General features: G+C 63.7%; 25 protein-coding genes. 15 read left to right on the top strand and 10 right to left on the bottom strand.

Annotated elements, in window-relative coordinates:
• Positions 1 to 464: 464 nt before the first annotated feature.
• Both CBI38_RS25165 and CBI38_RS25170 read left to right on the top strand, forming a co-directional pair.
• Positions 465 to 971, top strand: coding sequence for a hypothetical protein (locus CBI38_RS25165; RefSeq protein ID WP_109333170.1), 507 nt, complete (start codon positions 465 to 467; stop codon positions 969 to 971).
• Positions 972 to 1,182: 211 nt separating this feature from the next.
• Positions 1,183 to 2,373: a lipase family protein gene (locus CBI38_RS25170; protein ID WP_418328287.1), complete on the top strand. Its 1,191-nt coding sequence runs from the start codon at positions 1,183 to 1,185 to the stop codon at positions 2,371 to 2,373.
• A gap of 42 nt (positions 2,374 to 2,415) precedes the next feature.
• Here CBI38_RS25170 and CBI38_RS25175 read toward each other — a convergent pair whose 3' ends face one another.
• A complete protein-coding gene (locus CBI38_RS25175; protein ID WP_109333174.1) occupies positions 2,416 to 2,973 on the bottom strand; it encodes a TetR/AcrR family transcriptional regulator in 558 nt (185 codons plus the stop codon).
• A gap of 102 nt (positions 2,974 to 3,075) precedes the next feature.
• On the opposite strand from CBI38_RS25175, the gene CBI38_RS25180 reads away from it, so the two are divergent.
• On the top strand, positions 3,076 to 3,915 hold the full coding sequence (locus CBI38_RS25180) for an alpha/beta fold hydrolase (RefSeq protein ID WP_109333175.1): 840 nt from the start codon (positions 3,076 to 3,078) through the stop codon (positions 3,913 to 3,915).
• A 114-nt stretch (positions 3,916 to 4,029) separates the two neighbouring features.
• Here the strand turns inward: CBI38_RS25180 and CBI38_RS25185 are convergent, their stop codons facing one another.
• The 7 genes from CBI38_RS25185 to CBI38_RS25215 all read right to left on the bottom strand — a co-directional run bounded on the left by CBI38_RS25185 (position 4,030) and on the right by CBI38_RS25215 (position 11,043).
• The gene (locus CBI38_RS25185; protein ID WP_109333177.1) at positions 4,030 to 4,728 is read right to left on the bottom strand and encodes a type 1 glutamine amidotransferase domain-containing protein; all 699 of its coding nucleotides are present in this window, start codon (positions 4,726 to 4,728) and stop codon (positions 4,030 to 4,032) included.
• 228 nt (positions 4,729 to 4,956) lie between these two features.
• Entirely contained in the window at positions 4,957 to 6,531 is a 1,575-nt protein-coding gene (locus tag CBI38_RS25190; RefSeq protein WP_109333179.1) for an AMP-binding protein, read from the bottom strand.
• Positions 6,528 to 7,787 (bottom strand): bifunctional 3,4-dihydroxy-2-butanone-4-phosphate synthase/GTP cyclohydrolase II, encoded by a 1,260-nt coding sequence (locus CBI38_RS25195; RefSeq protein WP_230989956.1) that lies wholly within the window; start codon positions 7,785 to 7,787, stop codon positions 6,528 to 6,530. Before CBI38_RS25195 ends, CBI38_RS25190 begins: the two co-directional genes overlap by 4 nt.
• Complete coding sequence (locus CBI38_RS25200; protein ID WP_109333181.1) at positions 7,784 to 8,296, bottom strand: flavin reductase family protein; 513 nt, start codon at positions 8,294 to 8,296, stop codon at positions 7,784 to 7,786. The genes CBI38_RS25195 and CBI38_RS25200 overlap by 4 nt, the downstream gene beginning before the upstream one ends.
• 19 nt (positions 8,297 to 8,315) lie before the next feature.
• A complete protein-coding gene (locus tag CBI38_RS25205) occupies positions 8,316 to 9,152 on the bottom strand; it encodes a fumarylacetoacetate hydrolase family protein (protein WP_109333183.1) in 837 nt (278 codons plus the stop codon).
• Complete coding sequence (gene dapA / locus CBI38_RS25210) at positions 9,152 to 10,111, bottom strand: 4-hydroxy-tetrahydrodipicolinate synthase (protein ID WP_109333185.1); 960 nt, start codon at positions 10,109 to 10,111, stop codon at positions 9,152 to 9,154. Before dapA ends, CBI38_RS25205 begins: the two co-directional genes overlap by 1 nt.
• Positions 10,108 to 11,043: an ornithine cyclodeaminase family protein gene (locus tag CBI38_RS25215; protein ID WP_109333187.1), complete on the bottom strand. Its 936-nt coding sequence runs from the start codon at positions 11,041 to 11,043 to the stop codon at positions 10,108 to 10,110. Before CBI38_RS25215 ends, dapA begins: the two co-directional genes overlap by 4 nt.
• Positions 11,044 to 11,244: 201 nt before the next feature.
• Between CBI38_RS25215 and CBI38_RS25220 the strand changes: the two genes are divergently transcribed.
• Positions 11,245 to 12,156 carry a LysR family transcriptional regulator gene (locus CBI38_RS25220; protein ID WP_109333189.1) on the top strand — a complete coding sequence of 304 codons (912 nt, stop codon included), beginning with the start codon at positions 11,245 to 11,247 and terminating at the stop codon, positions 12,154 to 12,156.
• A gap of 16 nt (positions 12,157 to 12,172) precedes the next feature.
• Here CBI38_RS25220 and CBI38_RS25225 read toward each other — a convergent pair whose 3' ends face one another.
• Positions 12,173 to 13,318, bottom strand: coding sequence for an LLM class flavin-dependent oxidoreductase (locus CBI38_RS25225; RefSeq protein WP_109333191.1), 1,146 nt, complete (start codon positions 13,316 to 13,318; stop codon positions 12,173 to 12,175).
• A 276-nt stretch (positions 13,319 to 13,594) separates the two neighbouring features.
• On the opposite strand from CBI38_RS25225, the gene CBI38_RS25230 reads away from it, so the two are divergent.
• The 8 genes from CBI38_RS25230 to CBI38_RS25260 all read left to right on the top strand — a co-directional run bounded on the left by CBI38_RS25230 (position 13,595) and on the right by CBI38_RS25260 (position 21,697).
• Complete coding sequence (locus CBI38_RS25230; protein ID WP_109333193.1) at positions 13,595 to 14,776, top strand: cytochrome P450; 1,182 nt, start codon at positions 13,595 to 13,597, stop codon at positions 14,774 to 14,776.
• A 6-nt stretch (positions 14,777 to 14,782) separates the two neighbouring features.
• Entirely contained in the window at positions 14,783 to 14,986 is a 204-nt protein-coding gene (locus CBI38_RS25235) for a ferredoxin (protein WP_109333195.1), read from the top strand.
• Between the two features lie 2 nt (positions 14,987 to 14,988).
• Positions 14,989 to 16,188 carry an NAD(P)/FAD-dependent oxidoreductase gene (locus CBI38_RS25240; RefSeq protein ID WP_109333197.1) on the top strand — a complete coding sequence of 400 codons (1,200 nt, stop codon included), beginning with the start codon at positions 14,989 to 14,991 and terminating at the stop codon, positions 16,186 to 16,188.
• 13 nt (positions 16,189 to 16,201) lie between these two features.
• Positions 16,202 to 17,572: an MFS transporter gene (locus tag CBI38_RS25245; RefSeq protein ID WP_162603286.1), complete on the top strand. Its 1,371-nt coding sequence runs from the start codon at positions 16,202 to 16,204 to the stop codon at positions 17,570 to 17,572.
• A complete protein-coding gene (locus CBI38_RS25250) occupies positions 17,569 to 18,669 on the top strand; it encodes a cupin domain-containing protein (protein WP_109333201.1) in 1,101 nt (366 codons plus the stop codon). Before CBI38_RS25245 ends, CBI38_RS25250 begins: the two co-directional genes overlap by 4 nt.
• 464 nt (positions 18,670 to 19,133) lie before the next feature.
• Positions 19,134 to 19,274 carry a hypothetical protein gene (locus CBI38_RS38525; RefSeq protein ID WP_204164817.1) on the top strand — a complete coding sequence of 47 codons (141 nt, stop codon included), beginning with the start codon at positions 19,134 to 19,136 and terminating at the stop codon, positions 19,272 to 19,274.
• Positions 19,274 to 20,542, top strand: coding sequence for an FAD-binding oxidoreductase (locus CBI38_RS25255; RefSeq protein WP_204164818.1), 1,269 nt, complete (start codon positions 19,274 to 19,276; stop codon positions 20,540 to 20,542). Before CBI38_RS38525 ends, CBI38_RS25255 begins: the two co-directional genes overlap by 1 nt.
• Before the next feature lie 51 nt (positions 20,543 to 20,593).
• On the top strand, positions 20,594 to 21,697 hold the full coding sequence (locus CBI38_RS25260; RefSeq protein ID WP_109333203.1) for an SDR family NAD(P)-dependent oxidoreductase: 1,104 nt from the start codon (positions 20,594 to 20,596) through the stop codon (positions 21,695 to 21,697).
• Between the two features lie 122 nt (positions 21,698 to 21,819).
• Here the strand turns inward: CBI38_RS25260 and CBI38_RS25265 are convergent, their stop codons facing one another.
• On the bottom strand, positions 21,820 to 22,578 hold the full coding sequence (locus CBI38_RS25265) for an IclR family transcriptional regulator (protein WP_230989957.1): 759 nt from the start codon (positions 22,576 to 22,578) through the stop codon (positions 21,820 to 21,822).
• Positions 22,579 to 22,741: 163 nt separating this feature from the next.
• Here CBI38_RS25265 and CBI38_RS25270 point away from each other — a divergent pair, with 163 nt between their 5' ends.
• The 3 genes from CBI38_RS25270 to CBI38_RS25280 all read left to right on the top strand — a co-directional run bounded on the left by CBI38_RS25270 (position 22,742) and on the right by CBI38_RS25280 (position 25,764).
• Entirely contained in the window at positions 22,742 to 23,893 is a 1,152-nt protein-coding gene (locus tag CBI38_RS25270; protein WP_109333205.1) for an acyl-CoA dehydrogenase family protein, read from the top strand.
• Positions 23,893 to 24,921: an acyl-CoA dehydrogenase family protein gene (locus CBI38_RS25275; protein WP_109333207.1), complete on the top strand. Its 1,029-nt coding sequence runs from the start codon at positions 23,893 to 23,895 to the stop codon at positions 24,919 to 24,921. Before CBI38_RS25270 ends, CBI38_RS25275 begins: the two co-directional genes overlap by 1 nt.
• Positions 24,922 to 24,984: 63 nt before the next feature.
• Positions 24,985 to 25,764, top strand: a complete 780-nt coding sequence (locus CBI38_RS25280; RefSeq protein ID WP_109333209.1) for an enoyl-CoA hydratase/isomerase family protein — start codon at positions 24,985 to 24,987, stop codon at positions 25,762 to 25,764.
• The last annotated feature ends 10 nt before the right edge of the window (positions 25,765 to 25,774 follow it).

Below are 25,774 nucleotides of genomic sequence, written 5' to 3' on the forward strand. Positions count from 1 at the left end.
GACCGATCCTCATCGCCGGAGCGTTGCCGATGGCGTCTCGCCGAACTTCTCTCGGTACTGCACGGAGAAGCGCCCGAGATGCAGGAATCCGCACCTGCCCGCCGCGCGCGCGTCTTATCCGAATGCCGCTCACTTCTGCGACGGCCCGGTGCCGATGTGGGTGACGCGCCCCTGGCCGGATGTCGAGGGGCACCCCGTGGACGTTCGTCATCTAGTTCACTGCCCTGTGAGTACTTATTAACCGTGGGCGGGTAATAAGTACTCACAGGTCTCATGGTGACGCCAGTCACATCTGTTGACTTGCGGGGCCTTCAGACCATCTACTTAGGCGGCCCTCACAGAGGGCAGGCTAACCGTTCTCGCGCTTCAGCCGAGGCTCACCCCCGGGTGATCCGGAGCTGGCACGCAAGGATCACATGCGCCGCGTGCGGGGGCCCGGCGACTAACGACAAGGACATACTCTCGTGGCTTCTTCCACCAAGCGGCGCCTGGCCGGCGCCGGCGTCATCGCCGGACTCTCCGCGCTCACACTGATCGCAAACCCCGCCATCGGTTCCGCAGCGATCACCGGGGCGGCGACCGTGACCGCGGACGCCGGTGCAGGCACGATCACCACCTCGATCACCGGACTGAACACCACCAAGCCGTTCGTCAAGTGCGAGGGCACCGTCTACAGCGCCGACGCAACGGTCCTCGACTCCACGACGAAAGTCGGTCAGAGCTTCCTCGTGACCGGTCCGACCATGGTGGCCGGTCAGGTGCTGACCAATGCGTCCGGAGTCGGCACCTCGGCTGTTTTCCCCGACGGCGAGTACCAGGTGCGCACGAAGTGCAAGGAGGAGGGCGACGTCGACTACCAGGACCCCATCGCCCCCGTGCGGGTCACTGTGAGCTCGACCACCCCGGGCGGTGGCGGCCTGGACTTCGGTCTCGACGGTCTCCTCGAGCTGTTCAGCGGATTCGGTAGCTAACAGCTGGAGCGGCGGTGGCCACGTCTCGGACCTGGCCACCGCCACCCGCTGCGTCGAGCGACAGTCATCTGCCCGGGTGACAGCGCATTGTCGGGCGTTCGTCCACATGCCCGTCGGATCGTCCTTGCGGCGATCACATTTGTAACGGAGCCTCTCCCAGCTCGTATACAGTCACAGCGTCTTGACGATACGGCGCAGAGGGAGCAAATTCATGCGGCGAGCCTTCAGGGCATTGATGGCGGCGATGCTCGGTGCCATCTTCCTTGCAATGACAGTTCCGGTACCGGCAAGCGCCGAACCACTCTATCCCTGGCCCGACCCGGATCCGTTCTACCTCGCTCCCGCCGATCTCGCGGCAATTCAGCCGGGCGACGTGGTTCGCACTCGACGGATCGACACGTGGATGTACGCCAACTCGGACGGCTGGCAGATCGCGTTCCGTTCGACGAATTCCGCCGGGAATCCCATTCTGGCGGTCACGACGGTGCTGCTCCCCCGGGGCGTCGCGAATCCACCGCTGGTGTCGTATCAGGCGATCGTCAATTCGCTGGGCACCAAGTGCGCGCCCTCACGGGCTCTGTTCAACCTGGAGATGCAGGAATCGCCGGGGATGTATCTGGGCCTGCAGCGGGGATGGGCCGTTTCGGTGCCGGACCACCTCGGCCCCACCGGTGCGTACGGTGCCGCCAAACTCGGCGGCATGATCACGTTGGACAGCATTCGCGCGGTTCAGCGAGTATCCGAATTGGGCCTCACGAACAGCCCCGTAGCCTTGGCGGGCTACTCCGGCGGCGGAATGGCAAGCGCCTGGGCGGCGGCGCTCGCACCGACCTATGCTCCCGAGCTGAAGCTTGCCGCAGTGGTACAGGGCGGAATTCCGGCTGATCTCGAACAGATGGCCGAGGGGCTCGGGTTCAACCCGCACCCCGGGTTCGGGCTCGCTTTCGCGGCGGCCGTCGGCCTCGAGCGTGAGTACCCGGAACGGCTGCCGGTGTCGTCGCAGCTCAACGAAACAGGTCTGTGGCTGCGCGAATGGATGAGCAACGAGTGCCGGCGATTCCTTCTGTTCCACGGCGCTTTCCGGAACGCTGGCCAGCTGGCCGCGTCGACCAGTCTTATGGCGAGTTCGACCGCACGCCAGGTGTTACGGGAGAACAGTCTCCGCTACTTCGAAGGTGTGCCGACCGCGCCGGTCTACATGTGGCACGGCACGCTCGACGGACTCACGCCCTTCGATTCGGTGGCAGAGGTGGCCCGTCGATACTGCTCCGCCGGAGCAAACCTGACGTTCGTGCCGTACGAGATCTCGGAGCACATGACCACTGCTGTGGTGGGTTTCCCCGATGCGTACGAGTTCATCGCAGCGCGATTCCGAGGTGAGCCTGCGCCCACGCGCTGCTGAAGCGGGGATTCGTCACGCGAATGACCGGCGCCCTCAGCGTCGTCACGGCCCACAGTTGTCGAGGAGTATCGCCGCGGCCGATCTTGCTGCAGTGGCAGGTTCGGGCGACTCGGAGATGGCGGCGGTCGTCTGTGCGCCCTCCGCGAGCAAAGCGATCTGGAGCCCGACGATCGGCGCGCAGCCGGCCTGCACCGCCAGGTCGGTGACATAGTCGATGAACTGCTTCTTGTGACTGTGTGCTGACTCCGCGACCGCGGGCATGGTGCTGCCGAGCTCACCGAACGAATTGATGAAGGCGCAACCGCGGAACTCGTCCTCGTGGAACCAGGCGTCGAGAAAGTCGAATATCGACAACAGTTTCTCGCGCGGAGTGTCGTGTCGGCTCGCCTCCGCGCGAATGCCGTCGTTCCACATCGCGGTACGCCCTTCGAGGACACCGGTAACGATGGCAGCCTTGGACGGAAACAGTGCGTACATCCGCTTGAGGGAGATCCCGGCGGCGGTGCGTAACTCGTCCATGCCGACCGACTGGATGCCGCGCGCATAGAAGAGCGCATCGGCCGATTCGAGCACCGCCGCTTTCGCTGCGTCTACATCCACGTCACTTACCCCTTGCCCAGAGAACCAGCGTTCTCTAGAGTAGTCCACGCGCCGGAGAACGCACGTTCTCCGGTGAGTCGAGGACCAAGGAAAGGCGTCACCATGGCATATATCGAGGTCGGCACCGAGAACAGCACCCCCATCGAGGTGTACTACGAGGATCACGGCACAGGACAACCCGTCGTCCTCATCCACGGCTACCCGCTCGACGGCAACTCCTGGGAGCGCCAGTCGGCAGCATTACTGACAGCCGGATACCGGGTGATCACGTACGACCGACGCGGGTTCGGGCAGTCCAGCAAGCCGACCACCGGCTACGACTACGACACGTTCGCCTCGGATCTGAACACCGTGCTGACCACACTGGACCTGAACGACGTCATCCTGGTCGGATTCTCGATGGGCACCGGCGAGCTCGCCCGGTACGCCGGCATCTACGGCACCGATCGCGTCGCCAAGTTCGCCTTCCTCGCCTCCCTCGAGCCCTTCCTCCTACAGACCGACGACAACCCGACCGGTGTGCCACAGTCGGTATTCGACGGCATCGAGGCCGCCGCCCGCGAAGACCGGTTCGCCTGGTTCGACAACTTCTACAAGGACTTCTACAACCTCGACGAGAACCTCGGCAGCCGGATCAGCGAAGCCGCCGTACGCAACAGCTGGAATGTTGCGGCCGGAAGCGCACCCGTTGCCGCGTATGCAGTCGTGTCCAGCTGGATCGAAGACTTCCGTGCCGACATCCAGAAGGTGCGCGAGTCGGGCAAACCTGCCTTGATCCTGCACGGGACGAAGGACAACATTCTCCCGATCGATGCCGCCGGGCGTCCGTTCCACGAAGCGTTTCCCGAAGCGCAGTACGTCGAGGTCGAGGGCGCTCCGCACGGACTGCTCTGGACCCACTTCCAGGAGGTCAACGACGCCCTGCTCGACTTCGTGAAGTAGTCGAATCGGGCGTTCTTCCGCACCCGGCGCCGTCGCAGATCCGTGAAGAGGCCGACAGCCGCTTCACGGTCTCGGCGGGCCGGTGAAGGGGAACCATCGCAGGAAAGGGCAGCTCTATCGGGTGTGCAGACTCTTCACCACTGCTTCCGCCACAGCGCGGGCGCTCCCCGGGTTCTGCCCCGTGATCAGCGTCCCCTCCTCGACCACATAGGTTGCGAACGGTTCGTCGGCGATGCTGTAGTTCGCTCCCAGCTTTTTCAGCTCGTCCTGAAGACTGAACGGGACGGCGTCGGCCCGTTGTGCCGCCTCCTCTTCCGGCCAGGAGAAGCCGGTGACATTCTTGTTTTTGACAAGCGGAGTGCCGTCGCTGAGGGGAACGTTGAGCAGGCCGGCCGGTCCGTGGCATACCGCCGACACGATCCGGTCGGATTCGTAGAATTTCGCCGTCACTGCACCGAGGTCGTCACCGCCGAAGTCGAACATCACACCGTGGCCGCCGGTGAAGTAGATGGCGTCGTATTCCTCGACGGCGACGTCAGTAACTTTCTTCGTGTCACGGAGAAGATCCATGAACTCGCGGTCGCGGTAGCGCTTGTCGGTGCCGAGGTCACCGAGCACGTCGTGAGCGAGGCTCTCCGGGTCGATCGGTACGTAACCACCTGCAGGGCTGACAATGTCGACTTCGTAGCCGTTATCGGTGACGTAGTCGTAGAAGTGCGTCAGTTCGCCCAGCCACAGACCTGTCCGATAGCCGACCTTCTGATATTCGGCGACGTTCGTCACGACGATGAGGATGCGGTTCTTGGTGGCCATGGTGGTCTCCTGATCGGGTACGAGGTTTCAGCGGTGTCGGGCACTGCGGCCTCACCCACATTCGGTACCACGGTGCTTCTCCCCTCAGGGAAAGTGTCGCCGCCTTCAACTGCACGTTACCAAGACTTCGGCGGATGAGCCTGTGTTCGTACACGACCCGGTAGTCGTCACAAGACTTGTTTCGTGTAGGGGTCGGTGGCGCTTTACCGCGGGGAGCAGCAAGCCGCGCTATTCGACGATCGCTGACAGCGCCTGCGGAGCTTCCGGCGAAATGAGCTCGCGGAGCCGGTGCTTCAGGATCTTTCCGGTCCCAGACTTGGGCAATTCGCGGAAGTAGACGTGCTTAGGCGTCTTGAAACCCGCCAGTTGGGTGCGGGTGAAGGCGATGAGTTCCTCGATCGATACCTCCGCGCCCGGCCGGAGCGTGACGACAGCCACCGGGACTTCACCCCACTTCGGGTCTGCGATTCCGATGACGGCCGCCTCGGCGACCGCCGGATGGGAGGTGAGTACGTGCTCGACTTCGACCGTGGCGATATTCTCTCCGCCCGAGATCACGATGTCTTTCGCCCGGTCCCGAATTTCCACCGATCCGTCGGGATGCATGACGCCCAGATCGCCAGTCTTGAACCACTCTCCCATGCGGGCAGCCTCGGTCGCAGCGTCGCCGTGGTAATAGCCCAGCATTACGGTGTTTCCGCGAACAGCGATCTCCCCGAGGATTGTGCCGTCGGCGGTGACGTCGACGACCGGGGCGTCGTCGGTCTTGCCGACGGTGTCCAATACCCGGATTCCTGTGCCGACGATATTGGAGTTGCCCTGCACAGCCATCGCTCTGGACAGATCGGTGTGGCCGAGACTGTTCCATTCGGGGCGTGGTTCGTTCACCACGGCAGGGCCGAAGGTTTCGGTGAGTCCGTACAGGTGGGTGGTGTGGATGCCGAGTGCGGTCAGTTCCGACAGGAGGGTGGGCGACGGCGGCGCTCCCCCGGTTCCTACCTCGACGGTTCTCCCCACCGGTCCGTTTGCCGCCTCACGATGTTGAGTGAGGTTGGTGAGGACGGTGGGAGCGGCGTTGAAGTGGGTGATGCCGCCACTGCGGAGGTGGCGCCATACCGTGTCGGGGTCGGGTCGATCGAGACAGACCTGCGTTCCTGCGGCGGCGGTGATCGCCCAAGGAAAACACCAGCCGTTGCAGTGGAACATCGGCAGCGTCCACAGATAGACGGTGTCGAGACCGAGCCGGGCGTGGTGGATCATGGCAAGCGCCTGCAGGTAGGCGCCGCGGTGGTGATACATGACGCCCTTGGGCCGGCCGGTCGTGCCGCTGGTGTAGTTCAGCGAGATGAGGCTGCGCTCGTCATCAACCGAGCGTGCGTATTCGGGTCCGCCAGCTTCCAGCACCTCGCCCACCGCAAGGGTTCGGATTCCGAAGGAGTGTGCAGCAGAATGGAATTCGTTGTCGAACAGGACGAGAGATGCGCCGGAGTGCTGAACGATGTACGCGAGTTCCGGTGCAGCCAGGCGGTGGTTGAGGGTGACGAGCACACCGCCTGCCAAGGGAACGGCGAAGTGTGCGAGCAGCATCAGTGGGGTATTCGATGCCAGGACGGCGACGCGGTCACCGGGTGTGACTCCGTGGCCTGCGAGGGTGCCGGCCATGCGGCGGGCAGTGACCGCGAACTCACCGTACGACCACGACCGGGAGTGGTAGGTCATGGCGGTGCGATCGGCGTGGATGGCCTCCGCACGTTCGAGAAAGTTCAGGGGCGTCAGAACCTGATCGCCGAGATCTGCGGTCACAGCACGCTTCTTTCAGAGTCGATGACATCGGGGATGTCGAGGAGATGGCCCATGCGGTCGCGTTTGGTGCGGAGATAACGCACGTTGTCGGTGGTTGCGTTACTCGAGAGTCCGACGCGGTCGACGACCTCGAGCCCATAGCTGGTCAAAGCCGCGCATTTGGCCGGATTGTTGGTCAAGACGCGAACTCTGCCTATGCCGAGGTCTTCGAGAATATGGGCTCCGACCGCGTACGAGCGGGCATCGGCGGAGAGCCCTTGCGCCAGGTTGGCGTCGACGGTGTCCAGACCACTGTCTTGGAGCGCGTAGGCGTTGATCTTGTGTGCCAACCCGATGCCGCGACCCTCGTGCCCCCGTAGGTAGATCACCGCGCCACAGTGCTCCTGACTGACCGCCACCAGCGCCTGCTCGAGTTGGCTACCGCAGTCACACCTGGTGGAGGCGAGAATGTCCCCTGTCAGGCATTCACTGTGTAGGCGAACGAGGGCACCGGGTTCGCTATCGGCGGCCGCGGCCACGTCGCCCATAACCAACGCCAGATGTTCGACTCCGTCGTCGCTCGCACGGTAGGCGATTGCTTGGAATTCGCCGAAGGCGGTAGGCATTCGCGAGGTGGCGAGTCTCTCCACGGGTGCTGCTTTCGGTCGCAGGAACTCTGCGAGATCGGCGATCGCGACCAAGGGCAATCCGTGGCTGTCCGCGAATTTGCGCAGATCCGACCCCCGGCGCATCGAACCGTCCTCTGCCACGATTTCCCCGATCACACCGACAGGAGCACGGTCAGCGAGTGTGAGTAAGTCGATGGTGGCCTCGGTGTGCCCAGGCCGCTCGCGGACCCCTCCCGGTCGCGAGCGAAGCGGGAAAACGTGTCCGGGGCGACGGAAATCACCGGGCACACTGGTCGAGCAGGCGAGGGCCCGTACGGTCATCGCGCGGTCGCCGGCCGACACACCGGTTCCGGCACCTGTGTGGTCGACTGTGACGGTGAAGGCGGTCCGGTGGGGGTCGGTGTTCATCGGCACCATCGGTGCAAGCCCTAGCTGATCAGCTCGTTCGGTCGTCATCGGGACACAGATGATGCCGGTGGTGTGGCGGACCATGAAGGCCATCTGGTCGGCGCTGACGGTGTCGGCACCGGCGACGAGGTCGCCCTCGTTCTCGCGGTCCTCGCTATCGACCACGACGACCATGCCGCCGGCCCGCAAGGTCGTGACGGCCCGGGTCACCGCGTGATCACCGGAGCGTGAGGGAGTCACCGGTGCTCCTGGGCGAGAAGCATGTGCGTGCCGAAATCGCGGCGGAAATAGGTGAGTGGTGGTCCGTCGTGAGCCACCGCCTCACGAACGTCACCCAGTATGAGAATGTGGTCTCCGCCCTCGACGAAGGCGGACGCGTCACACACCACCCATCCCGGAGCCCCGTCCAAGCGGGGAACACCACTGACCCGTGTCCACGGGGTATCTGCGAATTTGTCCGCCCCTTTGCAGGCGAAGGCCGTGGCCGCCGCCGACTGGGCGCTTCCGAGGATGTTGACGCCGAATCGTCCGCTGCGCTGGATGATTCCGAGAAGCGCCGAGGAGCGATCGAGAGAAACCAGGACCATGGGAGGCGTCATCGACAGAGACGTGAAAGCACTGACAGTGGTCCCGTGGGGTCGTTCTCCGTCCATGGCCGTCACGACCGAGACCGGGGTACAGACAGCAGCCATGACCTCCTTCAGCGATGCGGCGATGTCCTCGTGCTGAGCGACCGAGCTTATTGCCATTTTCTTCCTCCTCGCTACGTCATTTGACGTGGTTGACGAGTCGAGTGACGCCGGGGATGTCGATGGTCAACACTTCCCCGGGCTGTAGGTACCGGGGTGGGTCCTGTCGGAAACCGATCCCCGCGGGGGTGCCGGTGGCAATGATGTCTCCGGGGGTCAGTGTCGTCCATGTGCTCACGTACTCGACGACGGTGGGAACGTCGAAAATCAGATCCGCGAGTACCCCGGACTGCACTCGGCTCTCACCGAGATAGGTGCGCACTTCCAGGGCTTTCGGGTCGGCGATCTCATCCGAAGTGACCAGCCACGGGCCGATCGACCCGGACCGGTCGAAGTTTTTCCCCGCCGTGGCCTGGGTCCCATGGAGTTGGTATTCCCGGACACTGTTGTCCGCGAAGGCCGTGTAACCCCAAATGTGATGCGCCGCATCCTCGGCGCGGATGTTGCGGCCACCGCGGCCGATGACGATCGCGATCTCCCCTTCCCAATCCAAACTGTCGGACATCGGGGATCGTTCGATCGGCTCTCCGTGCCCGACGAGCGAGGAGGGGAAACGGACGAAGAACGTGGGGTATAAGGGGGGTTCCTTGTCCATCTCGACGGCGTGGTTGTGGTAATTGAAGCCGACGCAGAGTATCCGCCGCGGATCGGTGACCGGTGGTAACCAACGGGTGATCTCGTCGAGATCGATCAACGGGCATCGACGGAGATCCTGCTCGGTCAGAGCAGCGAATTTCTCGATGTCGACGTCCGCGGCCACCATACCGGTGCGCCCGGTGACGTCCCGCGGACGGCCGTCTGCGTCGAGGACGACGGTCCGCCGATCGCCGCCGTGTTCGACCGTTGCCACGCGCATCAGAGAGCCTTCTCTTCGGTCAGGATGGTCGAGAACGCCTTCTCTTCGGTCAGGATGGTCGAGGCTTGACCGAGCAGGGTCTCGATCTTGTCGATGCCCGCCGGTGTGGGCGTGATCAGCGGAGACCGCACGTGCGGTGAGGCGATCCGCCCCTGCTGGTGCAGGACCCACTTGACCGGCGCCGGGTTGGTCTCGACGAACAGCAGGTCGACCAGTGGATGCAGCGCATAATGCAGTGCGCGGGCCCCGTCGTGATCACCTGCTGTCCACAGCTCGTACATCCGAGCGACCGTGTGGGGTGCGATGTTGCTGACGGCACTGACGAACCCGACACCGCCGAGTGCCAGCAGCGGCAGACAAAGCAGTTCGATGCCGGACCACACCGAGATACTTTCTCCCGCTTCGAAAATCACCCGGGAGAAGTGTTCGAAGTCCTTCGTCGTTTCCTTGATACCGACGATGTTGTCGAAGTCCCGGTGGAGGCGGGCGACCGTGGACGGATCCAGGTCGACAGCGGTCCGCGACGGGACGTTGTACATGATGATCGGCAGGTCCGGGAACTCCCCTGCGATGGTGCCGTACCACCGGTAGAGCGCCTCTTGGGTGGGGCGCGCGTAGTAGGGGGTGATGATCAGCGCCGCGTCGGCGCCGGCGGCCCGCGCGGCCGCGGTGATCTCGAGGGTTTCGTCCAGCTTGGCCGAGCCGGTTCCGGGGATGAACGGGACTCGATCATTGTTCTCGTCGGCAACGGTCTCGATCGCCTCGATCCGCTCGGCGATCGTCTGAGCGCTGGGCTCTCCGGTGGAGCCACCGATCGACAGGCCGTGCGATCCGGCGGCGATCTGCCACCGGACCAGCCGACGTAGGCTTGCTGTGTCCAAGGCTCCGCTATCGGTGAATGGGGTGATCAAGGGTGCGATCGATCCGGTGATCAGTGCGGTGTCGGTACGGAATCTCATGCCAGTGCTCCTTCGCGGTGGGTCGACTCGAGCACCGTTGCAGCCACAGCCAGATCGGCCAGCCCCATCCCGAGTCCTTTGAAGATCGTCAAAGCAGGGTTCAGCGGCCGTACCACCGCACCGGTGAGAAGATCACCGAGCGTCTTCACCGGAGCCCAGTCTTCGCCGTAGTACTCGGTCAATTCGCGAGACGATCGACGCGCGTTGGCGAGGCTGTCGACGACCGTCAGATCGGAATCGGCCAGCAGCGCGGGATCGAACTCGGCTGTGTGCGGCAGAATCGCTCCGACCGCATTGAGGTGTGTTCCCGCAGTCAACACTCCTGGGCTGAGGAACGGTTCCGTCGCCCGCGTGACAAGGGTGACGATCGGCGCACCGTCGACCGCCTCCGCGAGTGTCGGGGCCGTTACGGCATCGACGCCCAGTGTGTCGCGCACAGTGGCGGCGAATCCGATCCGGCTGTTCTCGGACCGACTCCACACGCGAACCCGGGCGATCGGACGCACTGCGCATACCGCGGCAACCTGCCCCAACGCCTGACGACCGCTGCCAATCACAGCGAGCTCGGCGGAATCGGGAGCACTCATCAGACGTGTCGCCAACCCGGAGACAGCCGCGGTGCGCAGTGCGCCGAGCGCACCGGCCTCCAGTACCGCACGGGGGGTACCGGTAGTGGCGTCGAACAGCGTTAGCATTGCCGAGGCACCCTCAGGGGTATTGACCCAGGTTTTGAAAGCGACGAGACCGGCTCCCTCGTCATATGCGCCGAGCGCGTGGGCGCTGCTGGCCGGCTCCCAGGTCGTCATCGTCTTGGGGATGTTTCGGGCGGTCCCGTCCACCTCACGGGTAATCGATCCGGCGATCGCTTCGATCGCATCGACAATCGAGACCTTCTCTCGCACTTGCTGTTCCGTTATCCACGGTACCTTCATCGTCGTCCTTGCCAGTTGTGTGTTCGAGGGGGCTGCACCGATGCGCGCTTGTTCACTCACGGCGCCGGGTCCTCGTTCCCGCGGAACGGATCGCGATCCAAACCACTGCGGCTGTGATGCAGTTAACGATAGAGATCACGTGGTATAAAGCAAATATCAAGATTTCGATATACGCATCACCTATTGCTTATATGAGGAGTTATGGAAGCACAGCTTTCACTCAAACGTCTGGAAGTCTTTCGCCTCGTCGTCGAAGAGGGCAGTGTCACTCGGGCCGCAGAAGTGCTGATGGTTGCCCAGCCAGCCGTCTCGGGGCAGTTGCGAGCTCTCGAATCATGGCTCGGCGCCAAGCTCTTCGTCCGCCGCGGTAACCGCATGCTGCTGACAGAAGCGGGGGAACGCGCGAATCAATGGGCCAAGGAAATGCTGCTGGCCTCGGCGGCGCAAATCAGGCGCGACGTCGACGAACTCGGCTCGGGGCGCGGTGGCGCCGCGTCCATCGCATCGAGCATGGCGGTGGGCAGTTACCTTTTACCCCCGATTCTGAGCAGGTTCCAGCGTGGCCGACCCGGTGCGGACCTCACCCTGTCCAGCTCGCAACCCAACGAAGCGTTGCGCGCGGTCGAAACCGGTGAGGCGGACTTCGCCGTGGTGACCTGGGATCAGCGCCACCTACCGGACACCATGTCCTCCGAAGTCATTCGCGCCGAGCCGATCACCCTCTGCGCCGGCCCGGGTCTCGTCGCGCCCTCGACGACACTGTCCCTCGACGAGGCCTTGGCATTGCCTTTCGTCGGTGCGCCGCGCGAAGTGATCTACCAACGAAACCTGATGGAACAGCTCACCCGGCTGAGTGACATCGAACCGAATTTCGTCATCCGCTTCGGGCATGCCGAGCCGATGAAGCAGGCAGCCGCCGACAATGCCTGGGCAATTTTCGCTCCGCGTTACGTCGTCGAATCCGACCTTGTTACAGGTCGACTACAGGAGCTGACCGTTCCCGGCCTCGAACTTTCCGAGCGTATTGCGTTGCTGTGGCGGCGAGACAAGTATTTCTCCCCACTCCAGCAAGCGGCCGTCGACGAAATTCGTGCCGCACTTCGCTCCCGGTGAGGCCACCGAACGCACTTCACCACGACCAGTTGCGGTCCTGCGGTGGCGACCAGACCCCCGCTTCACGCAGATACGGCAGCACGGAGGAGAATGATTCCAGCTCCTGCGGGCTCCACATCGGGAAGTTGATCAGCACATTCGTTGTCGCCGTGGTGCTCTTTAGGGAGACGATTTTCTCCGCAACCTGTTCGGGGGTTCCGATCAGCTGCAAGACCGATCCGGCGCCGCCGAACGCGCGGGTTGCTTCGTCCTCCCCCATCTTCTCGTACATCGACCGGGAGGATTCGATCGATCCGAGCACATCGGCGGCGATCTCCTTGGTGGCCTCGACGTTGAGAGACTGCAACAGTCGCGCATATTCCTCCTCGGCCTCGCCCTCGTTGGGGCGCACGATAGCCATCGAGAACGGGCACGTTCCCACCACTCGTTTACTCTTTTCGGTCAGCGCAGCCAATCGACGATCGACTTCACGCACCTTCTCCTCGGTGTTGGCCAACGTCACCAACTGATCGCAGAACCGTGCCGCGAACTCGGCGCCTGCCGGGGATGCACCCGCGCTGACCAGCAAGGGGTGCGGGTCCTGCACGGGCCGAGGAGTCTTGATCCGTCCGGTCACCCGGTAGTACTTCCCGTCGACGTCTATAGGTTCCTGCTCGGTCCACAATCTCTTGACGATGTCGACGAATTCAGCAGCCATGACGTAACGCTCGTCGTGGTCGATGAACGGCTCACCGAACAGTGCCGCCTCGTCGGCACTGAATCCCGTCACCACGTTCCAGCCCCACCGTCCGTCGCTGAACGCATCGAGCGTGGCGCCCATCCGGGCGACGTGGGCGGGCTTGTGGTGGGTGGTGTGGAACGTCGAAATCACGCCGATGTGCTCTGTCGTGGCCAGCAGTGCCATGGCCAGTAGTGGCGCATGGAATGCCGGCGACTGGTGCCCGAACTCCTCGGCGACCCGCTGGTGCCCGGACCAGTTGTCGGCGATGAACACGGAATCGAAGCCAACTCGTTCGGCTGCCTGCGCGAGGGCGACCAGGTTCGCTTTCGTCATCGCCGGTGTTCGCCGAGCAGCTTCGTCCGAGTACAGGAAATTAGTCTTCCCGCTGGGAAAGAAGTACCCGAGGCTCAGCTGCGATGGGTCTTCGGTTCTCGGCTTCATGGGGTCCTCTTCGAGAGTGCTGCACGGAACTCCCCGCACAGAGATTGGCAGTGATAGCAATCACACTATCGCTCCGTCGCCATAAGGCAAAGACAATGTTCCTGATGTGCGCATAAGCGAGCGGTTATTTAAGGCGTTGCCGCGGAATAAGGAGAGACTTATGTTCCTATCTCCAATTCGGTAATTGTTTATATAACGGTGCCCTCTTACTGTGACGTGAAGCACTGATTTCGAGGAGGGGTCGTCATTACAACAAACACCACCGAAGGCGAGCAGATGGCCTCGACGATCGAAGGATTCGATCACCTGAGCCCGAGCTGGAATGACTCGACGCTCTGGGACGCGTACGAGCGCATGTTGTCGGCCGGCCCTGCGATCTACTCGCCACTCCACGGCGGATACTGGATCATCAGTCGCTATTCGGACGTCAAGGCGGCGCTTCGCGATCATGAGACCTTCTCCTCGGCCTCCGGACACCGGATCCCGATGGTGGACGGCATGTCATCGATACCGATCGACTATGACCCCCCGCTACACTCCCATTACCGGTCGTTGCTGACGCGGGCGTTGACTCCCGACTCGATACGGGATTTACAGCCGTGGCTCACCTCGATGATCTCCGAGGTGCTCGCCTCGTTCCACCAGTCCGGTGGAGGCGACGCGGTGGCCGACGTTGCGCTGTCGATTCCGCTACGCGTGCTCACCAAGATCGTCGGTTTCTCCCCTGCGACCGTGGCACGCTTTCGTGAACTGACCGAGGATATTTGGAGGCACGGGACGGCCGAATCCCAGCTTCGAGGCCGCGCAGCGCTTGTCGAGGCCGTCGACCGCGACATCGACGAGCACCGCGCCCGTCGGCCCGACGACTACCTCACCTGGCTACTCGATGCCGAAGTCGACGGACGCCCGATCGACATCGGAGAAATACACTCGGTGCTGTTGACTCTTGCCGTCGCCGGCCATGAGACGACGTTGAATTCGGTGGGCACACTGCTGTATTTGCTGGCTTCGAATTCATCGTTGCAGGAGCGCCTTCGCACGGACCCCGGTGTGGCGCCACTGTACGTCGAGGAGATGTTGCGACTCCGCACTCCTGCACAGATGTTTGCTCGCCGCACCACTCGTGAGGTCGATGTCGGCGGTATCACCATCCCGGAAGGCTCATGGGTGCTGCTTCTCAATGCCGCAGCCAATCGTGATTTCCGGCAATTCGAGCACCCGAACGAGTTCGATATCCACCGTTCCGCAAGAGGCCACTTGGCGTTCGGGTGGGGCATTCATCAATGTGTCGGATCTGCACTTGCCCGATCCGAACTGCGCATCCTCCTCGAAACCCTCTGCCAGTATCCGCCGATCACGCTGGCGGCCGACCCCACCTTCACGGCCATCGAGGCCGGGACACATTTCGGATTACGAAAGCTCCCGCTGTCTTTCGCCGACTCTGCACCCAGGAGCTGAAACACAATGACACCGCGCATCCACATCGACACTGCGGCCTGCAATGGTTACGGGAACTGCTTGGTCGCCGCACCCGATGTCTTCGACCTCGACCCCGCCACGAACATCGCCTTCACCCGGCCCGGCCACCCCACGGACGCAGACCAAAACACCCTTCGGGAAGCCGAAGCCGACTGCCCCGTGCGCGCGATCCGGATCTCCGAGTCCTGACCATGCACGCCGCAGCCACCACCGTCATCGTCGGTGCCTCCGTTGCCGGAGTTCGAGCGGCGGCGGCGTTACGACACAACGACCCTCACCACCGCATCATCCTCGTCGACGGTGAAAACGAAGAGCCATATGACAAGCCGCCACTGTCGAAGGCAGTGTTGTCGCACACCGACCTCCCGTCACCCCATCTGACCGACCACATCGGACAGAACATCGACTACCGCAAGGGAACACCAGCCGTCGCCGTGGACACCGCGGCGTCGACACTGTCCCTCGGTGACGGGAGCGTCATCCGCTACGACAACGCCATCCTCGCCACCGGCTCCGCACCACGCCATCTGTCCGTACTCGACGGCATACCCGGTGTGCACTATCTGCGAACCTTCGCCGACGCAGCTGCGCTCCGCAACACCCTGCTTCACCGTCCTCGCGTCATCGTCGTCGGTGGCGGTTTCATCGGCGCCGAAGTCGCCTCCAGTGCGCGCGAGCGTGGCCTCGACGTCATCATCATCGAAGCCGGACCGCGGATGGCTGCCCGGGTGCTGCCGGAACCGGTGTCCCACGCGCTTGCATCACTACACGTACGACACGGGGTGACCGTCCGATGCGGAACCACCGTGCTCGGCGCGACGTATGATCCCGGTCGACGTGAACTCGAGTTGGCGCTCGCCGACGGTGACACCATCGTCGGCGACGTAGTGGTGGTGGGGATCGGGACCACGCCCTGCACCGACTGGGCAGCCGATTCCGTTCTCCCCATTCGGAACGGCTTCGCGTGCGGCCCGGACCTACGGGTTAACGGCACATCGAACGTCTACGCCATCGGTGACGTCGCGCGCTGGTTCAACCCCCGTTACGGCGACGAGATGCGGGTGGAGCATTGGACCAACGCCCGCGAGCACGCCGCCGTCGCCGCGCACAACATCGTGCATCCGCACGCGCCACGCCACGCGTCGACGGTGCCGTTCGTCTGGTCCGATCAGCACGGCACCCGAATTCAGCACGTTGGCGACCCAGACCTGACCGCCGTGGACATCGACGCAGTCGAGCTTTCCCACTCCACTCGTGTGTTCACCTACTCGCGCGGCGGAACCACAGTGGGAGCCACCGGCTTCAATGCACAAGGCGCCCTGGCGAAGATTCGCAAACAACTTGTCGACCAGCGCGCACCTTCCCTGGACCGCGCCAACACCCACCACTGAACGAGGACGTGCCATGACTGCACCGCCCACCGATCGTCCTGACCCGAACACGACTCAGGTGCCCGGACACTCTACCGAGGCGCCTGTCAGTGCGCTGCGGCGACGGCGCAGCCTGATCGGCGTCACACTCGGGAACGGTCTCGAGGTATTCGACTGGACCTGCTATGCCGTGTTCGCGCCCTTCTTCGCCAAGGCATTGTTCAACCCAGAGGACGCCACCTCGGCGTTGCTGTCCACCCTGGTGGTATTCGGCGTCGGATTCGCGATCCGCCCCTTCGGTGGACTCCTTTTCGGTTGGCTGGCTGATCGATTCGGCCGCAAGCACTCACTGCTCGTAGCCATTGCTTGTGCCTCGACCGGGATGCTTCTCATCGGTCTGACCCCGACCTACGCCTCCGTCGGTGTGCTCTCCGGCGCAATCCTTCTCGCCGCTCGACTGCTGCAGGGCCTCGCACACACCGGGGAAGTCGCCGCTGCCTACACCTACATCGCCGAAGAAGCGCCTCCCGCCCGGCGAGGCCTCTGGTCCTCCTCGATTTACGTATCCGGTTTCCTCGCGATCATGGCCGCCACCATCATGGGCGCCCTTCTGACCACCGCACTCAGCGACCACCAGATGGCCACGTGGGGTTGGCGCCTGCCCTTCCTCATCGGCGCCGCCCTCGGCCTGATCACCCTCTATCTCCGCCGCGGCATGGACGAGACCCACGCCTTCACATCTGCTGCGAAGGCTGTCTCGTCACCCTCTGTCTTTGCGAATCTGTGGACCTACCGCGCCGCCGGCACACGCGTGTTCCTCCTCATGGCGTCGGTCACCGCGATGTTCTACGCCTGGGCAGTGAGCGGACCGACCTGGGCAATCTCCGTCGCCCACATCGACCCGACCGCAGCGTTGTGGGCCGGCGTGATCGCGCTCGGAGTCAGTGCGTCAGTCCTGCCGCTGCTCGGTTCCCTGTCGGACCGTATCGGTCGACGCCGAAGTTTCTACATCTACGGAATCGGCGTCGCTGTCACTGCATTCCCCCTCGACCACCTCGCCCGACAAGGCGCATGGCAATTCGCTCTCGCCATGACGATCGCACTCGTGCTGTTCGCCTTCGTCGCCTCGATCCTGCCCGCGGTCCTGTCCGAACTGTTCCCCACCGGTGTACGCGCCTCAGGCATCGCCATGCCCTATGCGCTCTCCGCCGTCGTGTTCGGCGGCACCGCCCCTTATTTGCAGCAATGGACCGCACAGCACAACGTTGCCTTCTTGTTCGTCGGCTACCTCGCGTCGGCCGCTCTCCTCGGCGCCCTCGTCATGCGGTTCACCCCCGAGACCGCCGGCATATCGCTCGAACCCACCACACCCGACACCACCGATCAGACCCAGGAGAAGAAATGAGCCCGCACGCCCACCTGCTCGACAGTCGCCAGGCACCCAGATACCAACGGGAACAGTGGTCTCCGCTGATGATCAGCGCCACCGAGATCGACACCGCCTTCGCCGCACTCGAGGCAGGCGAACCCGATGACCGCGGCCGCCGCGAAATGCTGATCGTGCATCCGCAGGCCCCGAAAGGCGCCCGTGGCCTTGCCCCCGCTACACAGGTCAGCCTCGGTGTGCTCCTGCCCGGAGAATCCACCGTCCCTGTCCGCGCCAATACCACCGGTCTGACGATGTGCCTGGCGGGCAGCGGCACGGTTCACATCGGAGCCCGCACGATGCACGTGGTCCAGCAAGACGTGTGGACCAAGCCGTCGATGAATCTCGAGGCGTTGACCAACAATGGCACAACCGCCTTCCGGTATCTGCGTTACACCAATGCCGCCCTGCTGGAATCGATTTCTGCTTACTACGAAGACTTCGGCAGCGCGGTCGACACTCATGACCACGAAGCCGTTCCTGCATCGGGGCGCCGCGCGAAAGACCTGGCACCCGCCATCGCACTAGGCGATGACGGCAGCCAACTTCTCCCCTACGAACACATCATCGACCCGGACCCGATCACGGACTCACCCCTCCTCTTCGCCTGGTCGGAGGTCAGCCAACACCTCAGCGGGGTCCTCGGCCTCGAGACCGGATACACGGGTCGGCCACTGTATTGCCTCTACAACCCGGCGACCGGACGCCTCAACGGCACCACACCGTCATTCTTCGCCACCATCACCGCGATCGGCGGCGACTTCGCCGGCGGAACCCACCGGCACATGAGCTCCGCCATCAACTACCACTTCGCCGGCAGCGGATACAGCATCGTCGAAGGCCAGCGCTTCGACTGGGCCGCAGGCGACCTGATGCTGTCCGCACCCGGATGGGCGGCGCATGCACACACCATCAGCGGGGAAGGAGCCCGCATCCTCACCGTTCAAGACCATCCCTTACACGCCTCGACGGGATCGCTCGTCTGGCAAGAAGACATCGACAACGGCGAAGTCTTGGCACTCGGAACACAAACCGGCTTCGAGACCAACCTCGCCGAGTACGCCACACAGCAATAGGCCCGAGTTCGCAGCACCGCAAAAGTCATTCCGACGCGACCCGCTCGCAGTAGCCGCGCAAGGCCTTCGACTTCGTGGTCGTCGATCCCCGTGGACGCCTCACAGATTGAACATCCGTATGAGCAGTAGACATCAACACAAGGGCAGAAGTGGCAGAGGTTCGAAGGCTGCCGCTCGCCCTTGCGAGGATCAACTGATCCTCGAACTCGCCATCGAATGGTTGCCGTTCAACGGACCCTCGTCAGAGGACATCTGGGTTCGATTCGGCATGGATGGAACACAGTTCTGGGAGCGCATCTCGAGTTTGCTCGGCTACCGGCGATGGGCATGGTTGCTCGATGCACCCACAGTTCGCGCTCTGTCAGAGCGAGCCACAACAGCGCTGCGCGCCCCGCGAGAACACATTCGGTAGGCCGAGATGGTCAGGTGATACCGCACAACTCGATTCAGGAGAAATATCAGTCATGACCGACAACGAGACCATCACGGGCACTGCCCGATTCGACGGTACCCTATTCGCGCACGGAGACGAGGGTTACGAGAATGCTCGAATCGGCAGGGTGTTCCACAGTCGATATCCCGACCGATTTCCCCAGCAGTTCTGATGGCCGAGACCGAGAACGACATCGTCGAAGGCGTTCGGTTGGCGAAGGAACGTGGCTGGAAGGTCGGAATACGATCCGGCGGCCACAGCTTTCCGGTGTGGGGTGTGCGCGACGACGCCCTTTTGATCGACTTGGGGGGCTTCAAGGAGATGTCTCTCGACGAGGACACCGGAATCGCCAGCGTGACCCCGTCCGTCCAGGGCGGCAGCGAGCTCGGCGTTTACCTAGAGCAGTTCGGACGGTTCTTCCCCGGTGGGCCGTGCCCGACGGTCGGCATCGGCGGCTTCCTGCTTCAGGGCGGCATGGGGTGGAATCATCGCGGCTGGGGCTGGGCATCGGAGCAAGTCATCGCCATCGATGTCGTAACGGCCGACGGCAACCTCGTTCGCGCAGATGCGCATCAGAACTCGGACCTCTTCTGGGCGGCTCGGGGCGCGGGCCCCGGTTTCTGCGGGGTGATCACGCGGTTCCACCTTCGGACCCGGCCGCTACCCAAGGCTCTCACCGGGACGATGCAGATCTATCCCGTCGAGAGATATGCCGAGATTCTCGAGTGGCTGTCCGAAGCTCAGAAGAACATCTCACCCAGCGTCCACCTGGTCGCGGTCTCGATGAATCCACAGTTCGACATTCCTGGCCATACGGGCGGCTATGTCTTCGCGGTGTGGGGACTCGCATTCTGCGACACCCGCGAAGAGGCGGAGGAGGCCCTGGATCCCCTAGGGAATGCGCCCTACTGCGAGCACGCACTTATAACGAACAATGCCCTACCCACGACAATGAAAGCCGAATACGAGTTCGTCGATGTCACCCATCCCCCGGGCTTCCGATATCGGGTCGAGTCGGCGTGGGTCGAAGGCCCGTACAACGAAATTGCCTCGGCAGCAAAGACACTGATAACCGACCGGCCCAGTAACGAGCCCGGGCACACCTTTTTCCAGTACACCCTTCCCCACGAAGGTCCCGACCAGGCCATGTCGTTGATCACCGAAGTGATGGTCGGGGTGTACATCATCTACAGCGACGAGGCGGACGACGAGAAATACCGTCAGTGGTCGCTGGGTGCGATGAAGCATTTGGAGCCCTACACGAAAGGGCAATACTGGGGCGACTCCGACCAGCAACACCGCAGGGTGAAATGCCTGACCGATGACGCGTGGGAACGCCTGAAGGTGATCCGCGCCGAACGGGATCCGGAAGGCGTCTTCGTTGACTACCTTGCCGGGGCCGGCGGCTTCGAGAACGTCAACGAATGGGAGATCGCCTGAGGGCGCACATCAGGCTGACACCACGAACACCCCTCCTGAAAGGCATGATTGATGAATCTTCGAGACAAGACAGCAGTGGTCATCGGAGGAGGAGCCGGCATAGGCAGAGCCGGTGTGCTGGCGCTCGCGCGCGCCGGTTGTGATGTCGTCGTTGCGGATATCGACGAGTCCGCAGCCAAGGAGGTGGCGTCCGAGGTCGCGATCCTCGGGCGCCGCTCCCTCGCCGTCGCCTGCGACACCACCCGAACAGAGGATCTTGCTGATCTGCATCGTCAAACATCCGAACTGATCGGCCAAGCGGACATCGTGTGGAGCCATGCGGGCACGTCGGTAGCCGGCCCGCTCGAGCAGATCCCTCTCGAACGGTGGGAGCACGTGTTGGACGTCAATGCCATCGGCGTCGTCCGCGCCTTTCTCGAGTTCGGTCCCGACATGATTGCGCGGGGCCACGGCCACCTCATCATCACGTCATCGAGCCTTGGACTGTTTCCGGAGCAGGTGCCGTTGGGGGGTGCCTACACGTTGTCGAAGTCCGGTCTCATCGGTCTCGCCCGCACGCTGAACGCCTACCTTTCACCCCGAGGCGTCGGTGTCACGCTGCTCTGCCCGGACATCACCGACACTCGGCACACACTCGAAATTCCCCTGGTCGGTATACCGACCGAGGTCTTCGAGGCGGGACTCGCGCTGGAAGCTCTCCAGAGCCCGGACGACGTCGCGGACGCGTTGCTCGCCGGTCTGCGCGATGACACGTTCCTGGTCTCACTCACCCCGGATGTGCGACAGAAAATGCACAACGACATCGACCAGATGACGGAAACCGGGCAGGAGTGGGACGGTGCAGTGATCGTACAAAGCGGACGCCTCGTGATCGACGAGGACCTCCATGACCAGGCCAGCGCCGCCATCACGGAACTAGTGGCAAAGTCGGTCCACGATAAGGGCAACATCTCGTTCACTATCAGCGCTGACCTAGCGGAACGGGGGGTCTTCCATGTCTACGAGGAATGGGAGTCGCAATCAGCGCTCGATCAGCACGCTGCCTCGAAACATGGCACAGCATTCGTCGGGGAGCTCCCCTCACTGGGGGTGAGGGAGCTGTCGCTGCGCCTTCATCGGGTGGCGTCGAGCCAGGAAGTTTCTCTCCCGGGCTGACGCTCAGTCCGCTGCGCGACGGCCCGTGATCCGTCGAGGTTCGAAACGAGCGCGGTCCCTCATCGTGTGACGCATCGGCTCCCGGAGCGTCACGCAATGACCGGCTCAGTCCGATGCAAGGTTCACCACTGAACGCTGCGTTGATCCCAGCTCCGGGAGCACTCGGTGAGAACGTCCACCAGCGTGTCGCGCTGCTGAGTGATCACTTCGTATGACGCGATGACGCCCACGGCAGCAACGGTTTTCCCATTGTCCCGTACTGCGATGGAGACACCGTCACCTTGCTCGGAGGCATTGGGGGAAGCGCATATCCCAGTCTGTTCGATCTCAGGCAATGCCGCGAAGAATTTGTCGACGAGGGGTTGCTCATCCTCGCCGACATTTTTCAGGTACGCCCAGAGATCCCGCTTTTCCATGCCCGCGAGCAATACCCAACCGCCGGAGGTGCGGATGAGGGAACGCCGCACGTAGTTCTCGGCGAGGTAGGCGAACCGGGGGTCGGACGAGCAGTAGTCGACGTAGAAGATGTCCGGTCCGACTGCAATGGACAGTACGGTCGTCAGGCCGGCCCGTTGGTGCACCTCTTCGAGGTCGGCATGCGTCACCGTCGAGACGGGCTGCCGCCCTGCCAATCGGTTGAGCAGATACGGCGCACTGCCCAGGGAGTAGCGCCGGTCGTGTTCGCCCAGATATCCGGTGGCGACGAGACCGTTGACCAAGCCCTGAACCGAACTGATCGGGGCCGAAAGCTCTTTTGCTATCTCGCTGAGGGTGATTCCGCCACGAGCCCGCGCAACGCATTCGAGGATCGAGGCGATGCGATCCACGGTGCGATGACGAGCGCGGGCCCGCGCCCCTGTTGCGCCCTCCGGTTGCACCACGACAATTCCTCCTCGGTAGTCGCCCGGCGCGACTGCGACCCACCCTACCAGCTACGTATATACGTAATCAACTCCAGTATTGCGTAGACGTGGCTGGAAGTGCCATAGTCGTTGAAGCCACCTCGAACGAACCCACGTCGGCTCGAACGGAAAGACCACCACCATGACCACCCTCAGACTGGTTCCCCCGGTCTCCGCCGATCCCCACGCCGCGGACGCCCTGCGCGCCGAGGTTCGCGAATTTCTCGCCGGCCAACGCGCCGAGGGCAAGATCGGCCGGGACGTCGACTGCTGGCTCACCGGATGGGACGAGGACTTCTCCCGCGCCCTGGCCGCCCGCGGCTGGCTCGGCATGACTGTGCCCGTCGAGTACGGCGGCCACGGCCGTAGCCACCTCGAGCGGTTCGTCGTCACCGAGGAATTGCTGGCTGCCGGGGCACCCGTCGCAGCGCACTGGATCGCCGATCGGCAGATCGTTCCGTCGCTCCTGAAGTACGGCACCGAAAATCAGAAGCAGCAATACCTGCCGGCCATTGCGAGTGGTGCGTGCTATTTCGGTATCGGTATGAGCGAACCGGATTCCGGTTCCGATCTGGCGAGCGTTCGCACCAAGGCCACCCGGGTCGACGGCGGCTGGTCGATCACCGGCACCAAGGTATGGACCTCGGGCGCACACCGTGCTCACGCATTCTTTTGCCTTGCCCGCACCACCGCGGTCGATCCCGCGCACCGGCACGACGGACTGAGCCAGTTCATCGTCGATCTGCATTCCCCGGGTGTCGACATTCGGCCCATCGTGTCGATGAACGGCGAGCACCACTTCAACGAGGTCATACTCGACGACGTCTTCGTCGCCGATGACATGGTGTTCGGCACCATCGGCGACGGCTGGCAACAGGTCACCTCCGAACTGAGCTTCGAACGCAGCGGTCCCGAGCGATTCCTGTCCACGTTCACCTTGCTGGCAGAAACCGCCGAGCAGATGCGCAGCAATGCGATCCCTCGGCATACCGACCTCGGCCGTTATGTCGCCCGCATCGCCGGTCTGCATCAGATGTCGACCGCCGTCGCCGGCGCGCTCGAACGCCGGGAACCGGCCGATACAGCTGCCGCCGTCGTCAAGGTCCTGGGCACGTCCACCGAGGGCGACATCGCCGATTTCGCCGACCTGCTCACCGGTGACTACTCGCCGGATCGGGCCGAGTACCACGACATGCTCGACGACGCCGTCGTGCAACGCCCCGGATTCACTCTCCGCGGCGGTACCAACGAAGTGCTGCGCGGCGTGATCGCGCGAGGATTGGGGATGCGCTGATGACTGCACCGTTCACGGTCGACCACGACCTCGTCGAGATGATGTCCGCGGTCTTCGCGCACCACCGCGAACAGAACGAGCCGGAGAGCGGCACCGCCCCCTGGGATACGGGCTTGTGGAGCCGGCTCGACGAGCTGGGTTTGGTCCGGCTCACCGGCCCGGAAGAAAACGGGGGCAGCGGCGCGGGCTGGTTCGAGGCCGCCGAGCTGATCCGCGCGTCCGCCTCTCACGGCGTCCGAATTCCATTGGTCGAACACGACTTGCTGGCCGGGTGGCTTCTCGAGGTCACCGGCTCTCCTGTCGATGCAGCGCGCCGCACGGTATGCGTGCTCGACAACGAAGGAATGGCCTTCGGCGTGCCCTGGGCAGCCCAGTCCGACAAAGTCGTTCTCGTCTGGCGGAACGGCGACACCTACCACGTCGCCGACGTCGAAACCTCGACGCTGGACATCGCTCCCGGCACCAACGTTGCCGGCGAACCGCGCGACACCGTCACCGCCGACACCACCGTTCTGTCGGGCACCCCGATCGCGGATGCCGTCGTCGACCAGTTACTGCTGCGCGGCGCATTGGCACGCGGACTGCAAACGTGCGCCGCACTCGCACGCATCCTGGACCTCTCGATCACCCACACGACCGAACGCACCCAGTTCGGGCGTCCACTCGCCAAGTTCCAGGCCGTCCAGAACCTGGTCGCCGACATCGCCGCCGAAGTCGCCCTTGCCCGCGCCGCTACCGACGCCGCCCTCATCGAAGCTGTCCGCACCGACTGGTCCGGACCCAACCTCGAGTTCCTCGTCGCCGCTGCCCGATCTTGCGCAGGCCACGCCACCTCCGTGGTGGTGCGCAACGCCCACCAGGTGCATGGCGCGATCGGCACCACTCGCGAGCACCGGCTGCACGAATTCACCACACCCGCTCTCGCCTGGCGTTCGGAGTTCGGCTCGGTCCACTACTGGGACGAAAAATTGACCGCGGCCGCCCTCGAAGCAGGGCGCGAGGGCCTCTGGGCCCTCGTCACCGCCTGAACACCTAGCTCCGCCTCGCCGACACCCTGCGCGTCGACGCTCGACTCTGACAAGGAATACAACATGGCTGACCTGGAATACACCGTCACCGGCGGCGTCGGCACCATCCTGCTCAATCGCCCACACCGTAAGAACGCCTTCACCTTCGACATGCTGGACGCCTGGGCCGAAGCGCTGCGGTCGGCACGCACCGACCCGGACGTGCGCGTCGTGCTCGTCACGGGTGCCGGAGGATCGTTCTGCGCCGGCGTGGATCTCGACGACTTCTCGGAGATCACCTCCACACTCGGCCGTCAGCAAGTACTGCAGGACCGCGTTCACCGCGTAGCCGCGGCTGCCCTCGACCTCGACAAACCACTGATCGCCGCCGTCGACGGTGTCGCGGTCGGCGCAGGCATGGACATGGCCCTGGCCTGCGACATCCGTCTCGCCTCGACTCGGGCGCGCTTCTCGGAGGCGTATGTACGGGTCGGGCTGATCCCCGGTGACGGCGGTGCCCACCTGCTGCCCCGCATCGTCGGTCAGGCACGCGCTCTCGAACTGCTGTGGACCGGACGCTTCGTCGAAGCCCAAGAAGCCCTCGACCTGGGCATCGTCCTGTCAGTACACTCCCCGGAGGAACTGCCTGAAGCCGCCCAGGATTTGTGCCGACGCCTTGCCGACGGTCCCCCGGTCGCGATCCGCGCCATCAAGCGTCTTGTGCGGAATGGCGAGAACGTCGACTTCAGAACGTCGCTGTCGATGGTGGCCGCCGAGCAAGCCGTCGTGCAGTCGACCCAGGACTCCGCAGAGGCCGTCGCGGCCTTCCGTGAGAAGCGCGCACCCGCCTTCGTCGGCGAGTAACAGAAGTCAC

This window comes from Rhodococcus oxybenzonivorans (assembly GCF_003130705.1).
In the GTDB taxonomy this organism is placed as follows: domain Bacteria; phylum Actinomycetota; class Actinomycetes; order Mycobacteriales; family Mycobacteriaceae; genus Rhodococcus_F; species Rhodococcus_F oxybenzonivorans.

Bases quoted from the DNA above. Each gene is read 5' to 3' on its own strand.
- CBI38_RS25185 (WP_109333177.1), bottom strand. From the start codon at position 4,728: ATGGCCACCAAGAACCGCATCCTCATCGTCGTGACGAACGTCGCCGAA.
- CBI38_RS25180 (WP_109333175.1), top strand. From the start codon at position 3,076: ATGGCATATATCGAGGTCGGCACCGAGAACAGCACCCCCATCGAGGTG.
- CBI38_RS25205 (WP_109333183.1), bottom strand. From the start codon at position 9,152: ATGCGCGTGGCAACGGTCGAACACGGCGGCGATCGGCGGACCGTCGTC.
- CBI38_RS25200 (WP_109333181.1), bottom strand. From the start codon at position 8,296: ATGGCAATAAGCTCGGTCGCTCAGCACGAGGACATCGCCGCATCGCTG.
- CBI38_RS25245 (WP_162603286.1), top strand. From the start codon at position 16,202: ATGACTGCACCGCCCACCGATCGTCCTGACCCGAACACGACTCAGGTG.
- CBI38_RS25275 (WP_109333207.1), top strand. From the start codon at position 23,893: ATGACTGCACCGTTCACGGTCGACCACGACCTCGTCGAGATGATGTCC.
- CBI38_RS38525 (WP_204164817.1), top strand. From the start codon at position 19,134: ATGACCGACAACGAGACCATCACGGGCACTGCCCGATTCGACGGTACC.
- CBI38_RS25170 (WP_418328287.1), top strand. From the start codon at position 1,183: ATGCGGCGAGCCTTCAGGGCATTGATGGCGGCGATGCTCGGTGCCATC.
- CBI38_RS25230 (WP_109333193.1), top strand. From the start codon at position 13,595: ATGGCCTCGACGATCGAAGGATTCGATCACCTGAGCCCGAGCTGGAAT.
- CBI38_RS25225 (WP_109333191.1), bottom strand. From the start codon at position 13,318: ATGAAGCCGAGAACCGAAGACCCATCGCAGCTGAGCCTCGGGTACTTC.
- CBI38_RS25215 (WP_109333187.1), bottom strand. From the start codon at position 11,043: ATGAAGGTACCGTGGATAACGGAACAGCAAGTGCGAGAGAAGGTCTCG.
- CBI38_RS25250 (WP_109333201.1), top strand. From the start codon at position 17,569: ATGAGCCCGCACGCCCACCTGCTCGACAGTCGCCAGGCACCCAGATAC.
- CBI38_RS25255 (WP_204164818.1), top strand. From the start codon at position 19,274: ATGGCCGAGACCGAGAACGACATCGTCGAAGGCGTTCGGTTGGCGAAG.
- CBI38_RS25240 (WP_109333197.1), top strand. From the start codon at position 14,989: ATGCACGCCGCAGCCACCACCGTCATCGTCGGTGCCTCCGTTGCCGGA.
- CBI38_RS25220 (WP_109333189.1), top strand. From the start codon at position 11,245: ATGGAAGCACAGCTTTCACTCAAACGTCTGGAAGTCTTTCGCCTCGTC.
- CBI38_RS25280 (WP_109333209.1), top strand. From the start codon at position 24,985: ATGGCTGACCTGGAATACACCGTCACCGGCGGCGTCGGCACCATCCTG.
- dapA (WP_109333185.1), bottom strand. From the start codon at position 10,111: ATGAGATTCCGTACCGACACCGCACTGATCACCGGATCGATCGCACCC.
- CBI38_RS25270 (WP_109333205.1), top strand. From the start codon at position 22,742: ATGACCACCCTCAGACTGGTTCCCCCGGTCTCCGCCGATCCCCACGCC.
- CBI38_RS25260 (WP_109333203.1), top strand. From the start codon at position 20,594: ATGAATCTTCGAGACAAGACAGCAGTGGTCATCGGAGGAGGAGCCGGC.
- CBI38_RS25235 (WP_109333195.1), top strand. From the start codon at position 14,783: ATGACACCGCGCATCCACATCGACACTGCGGCCTGCAATGGTTACGGG.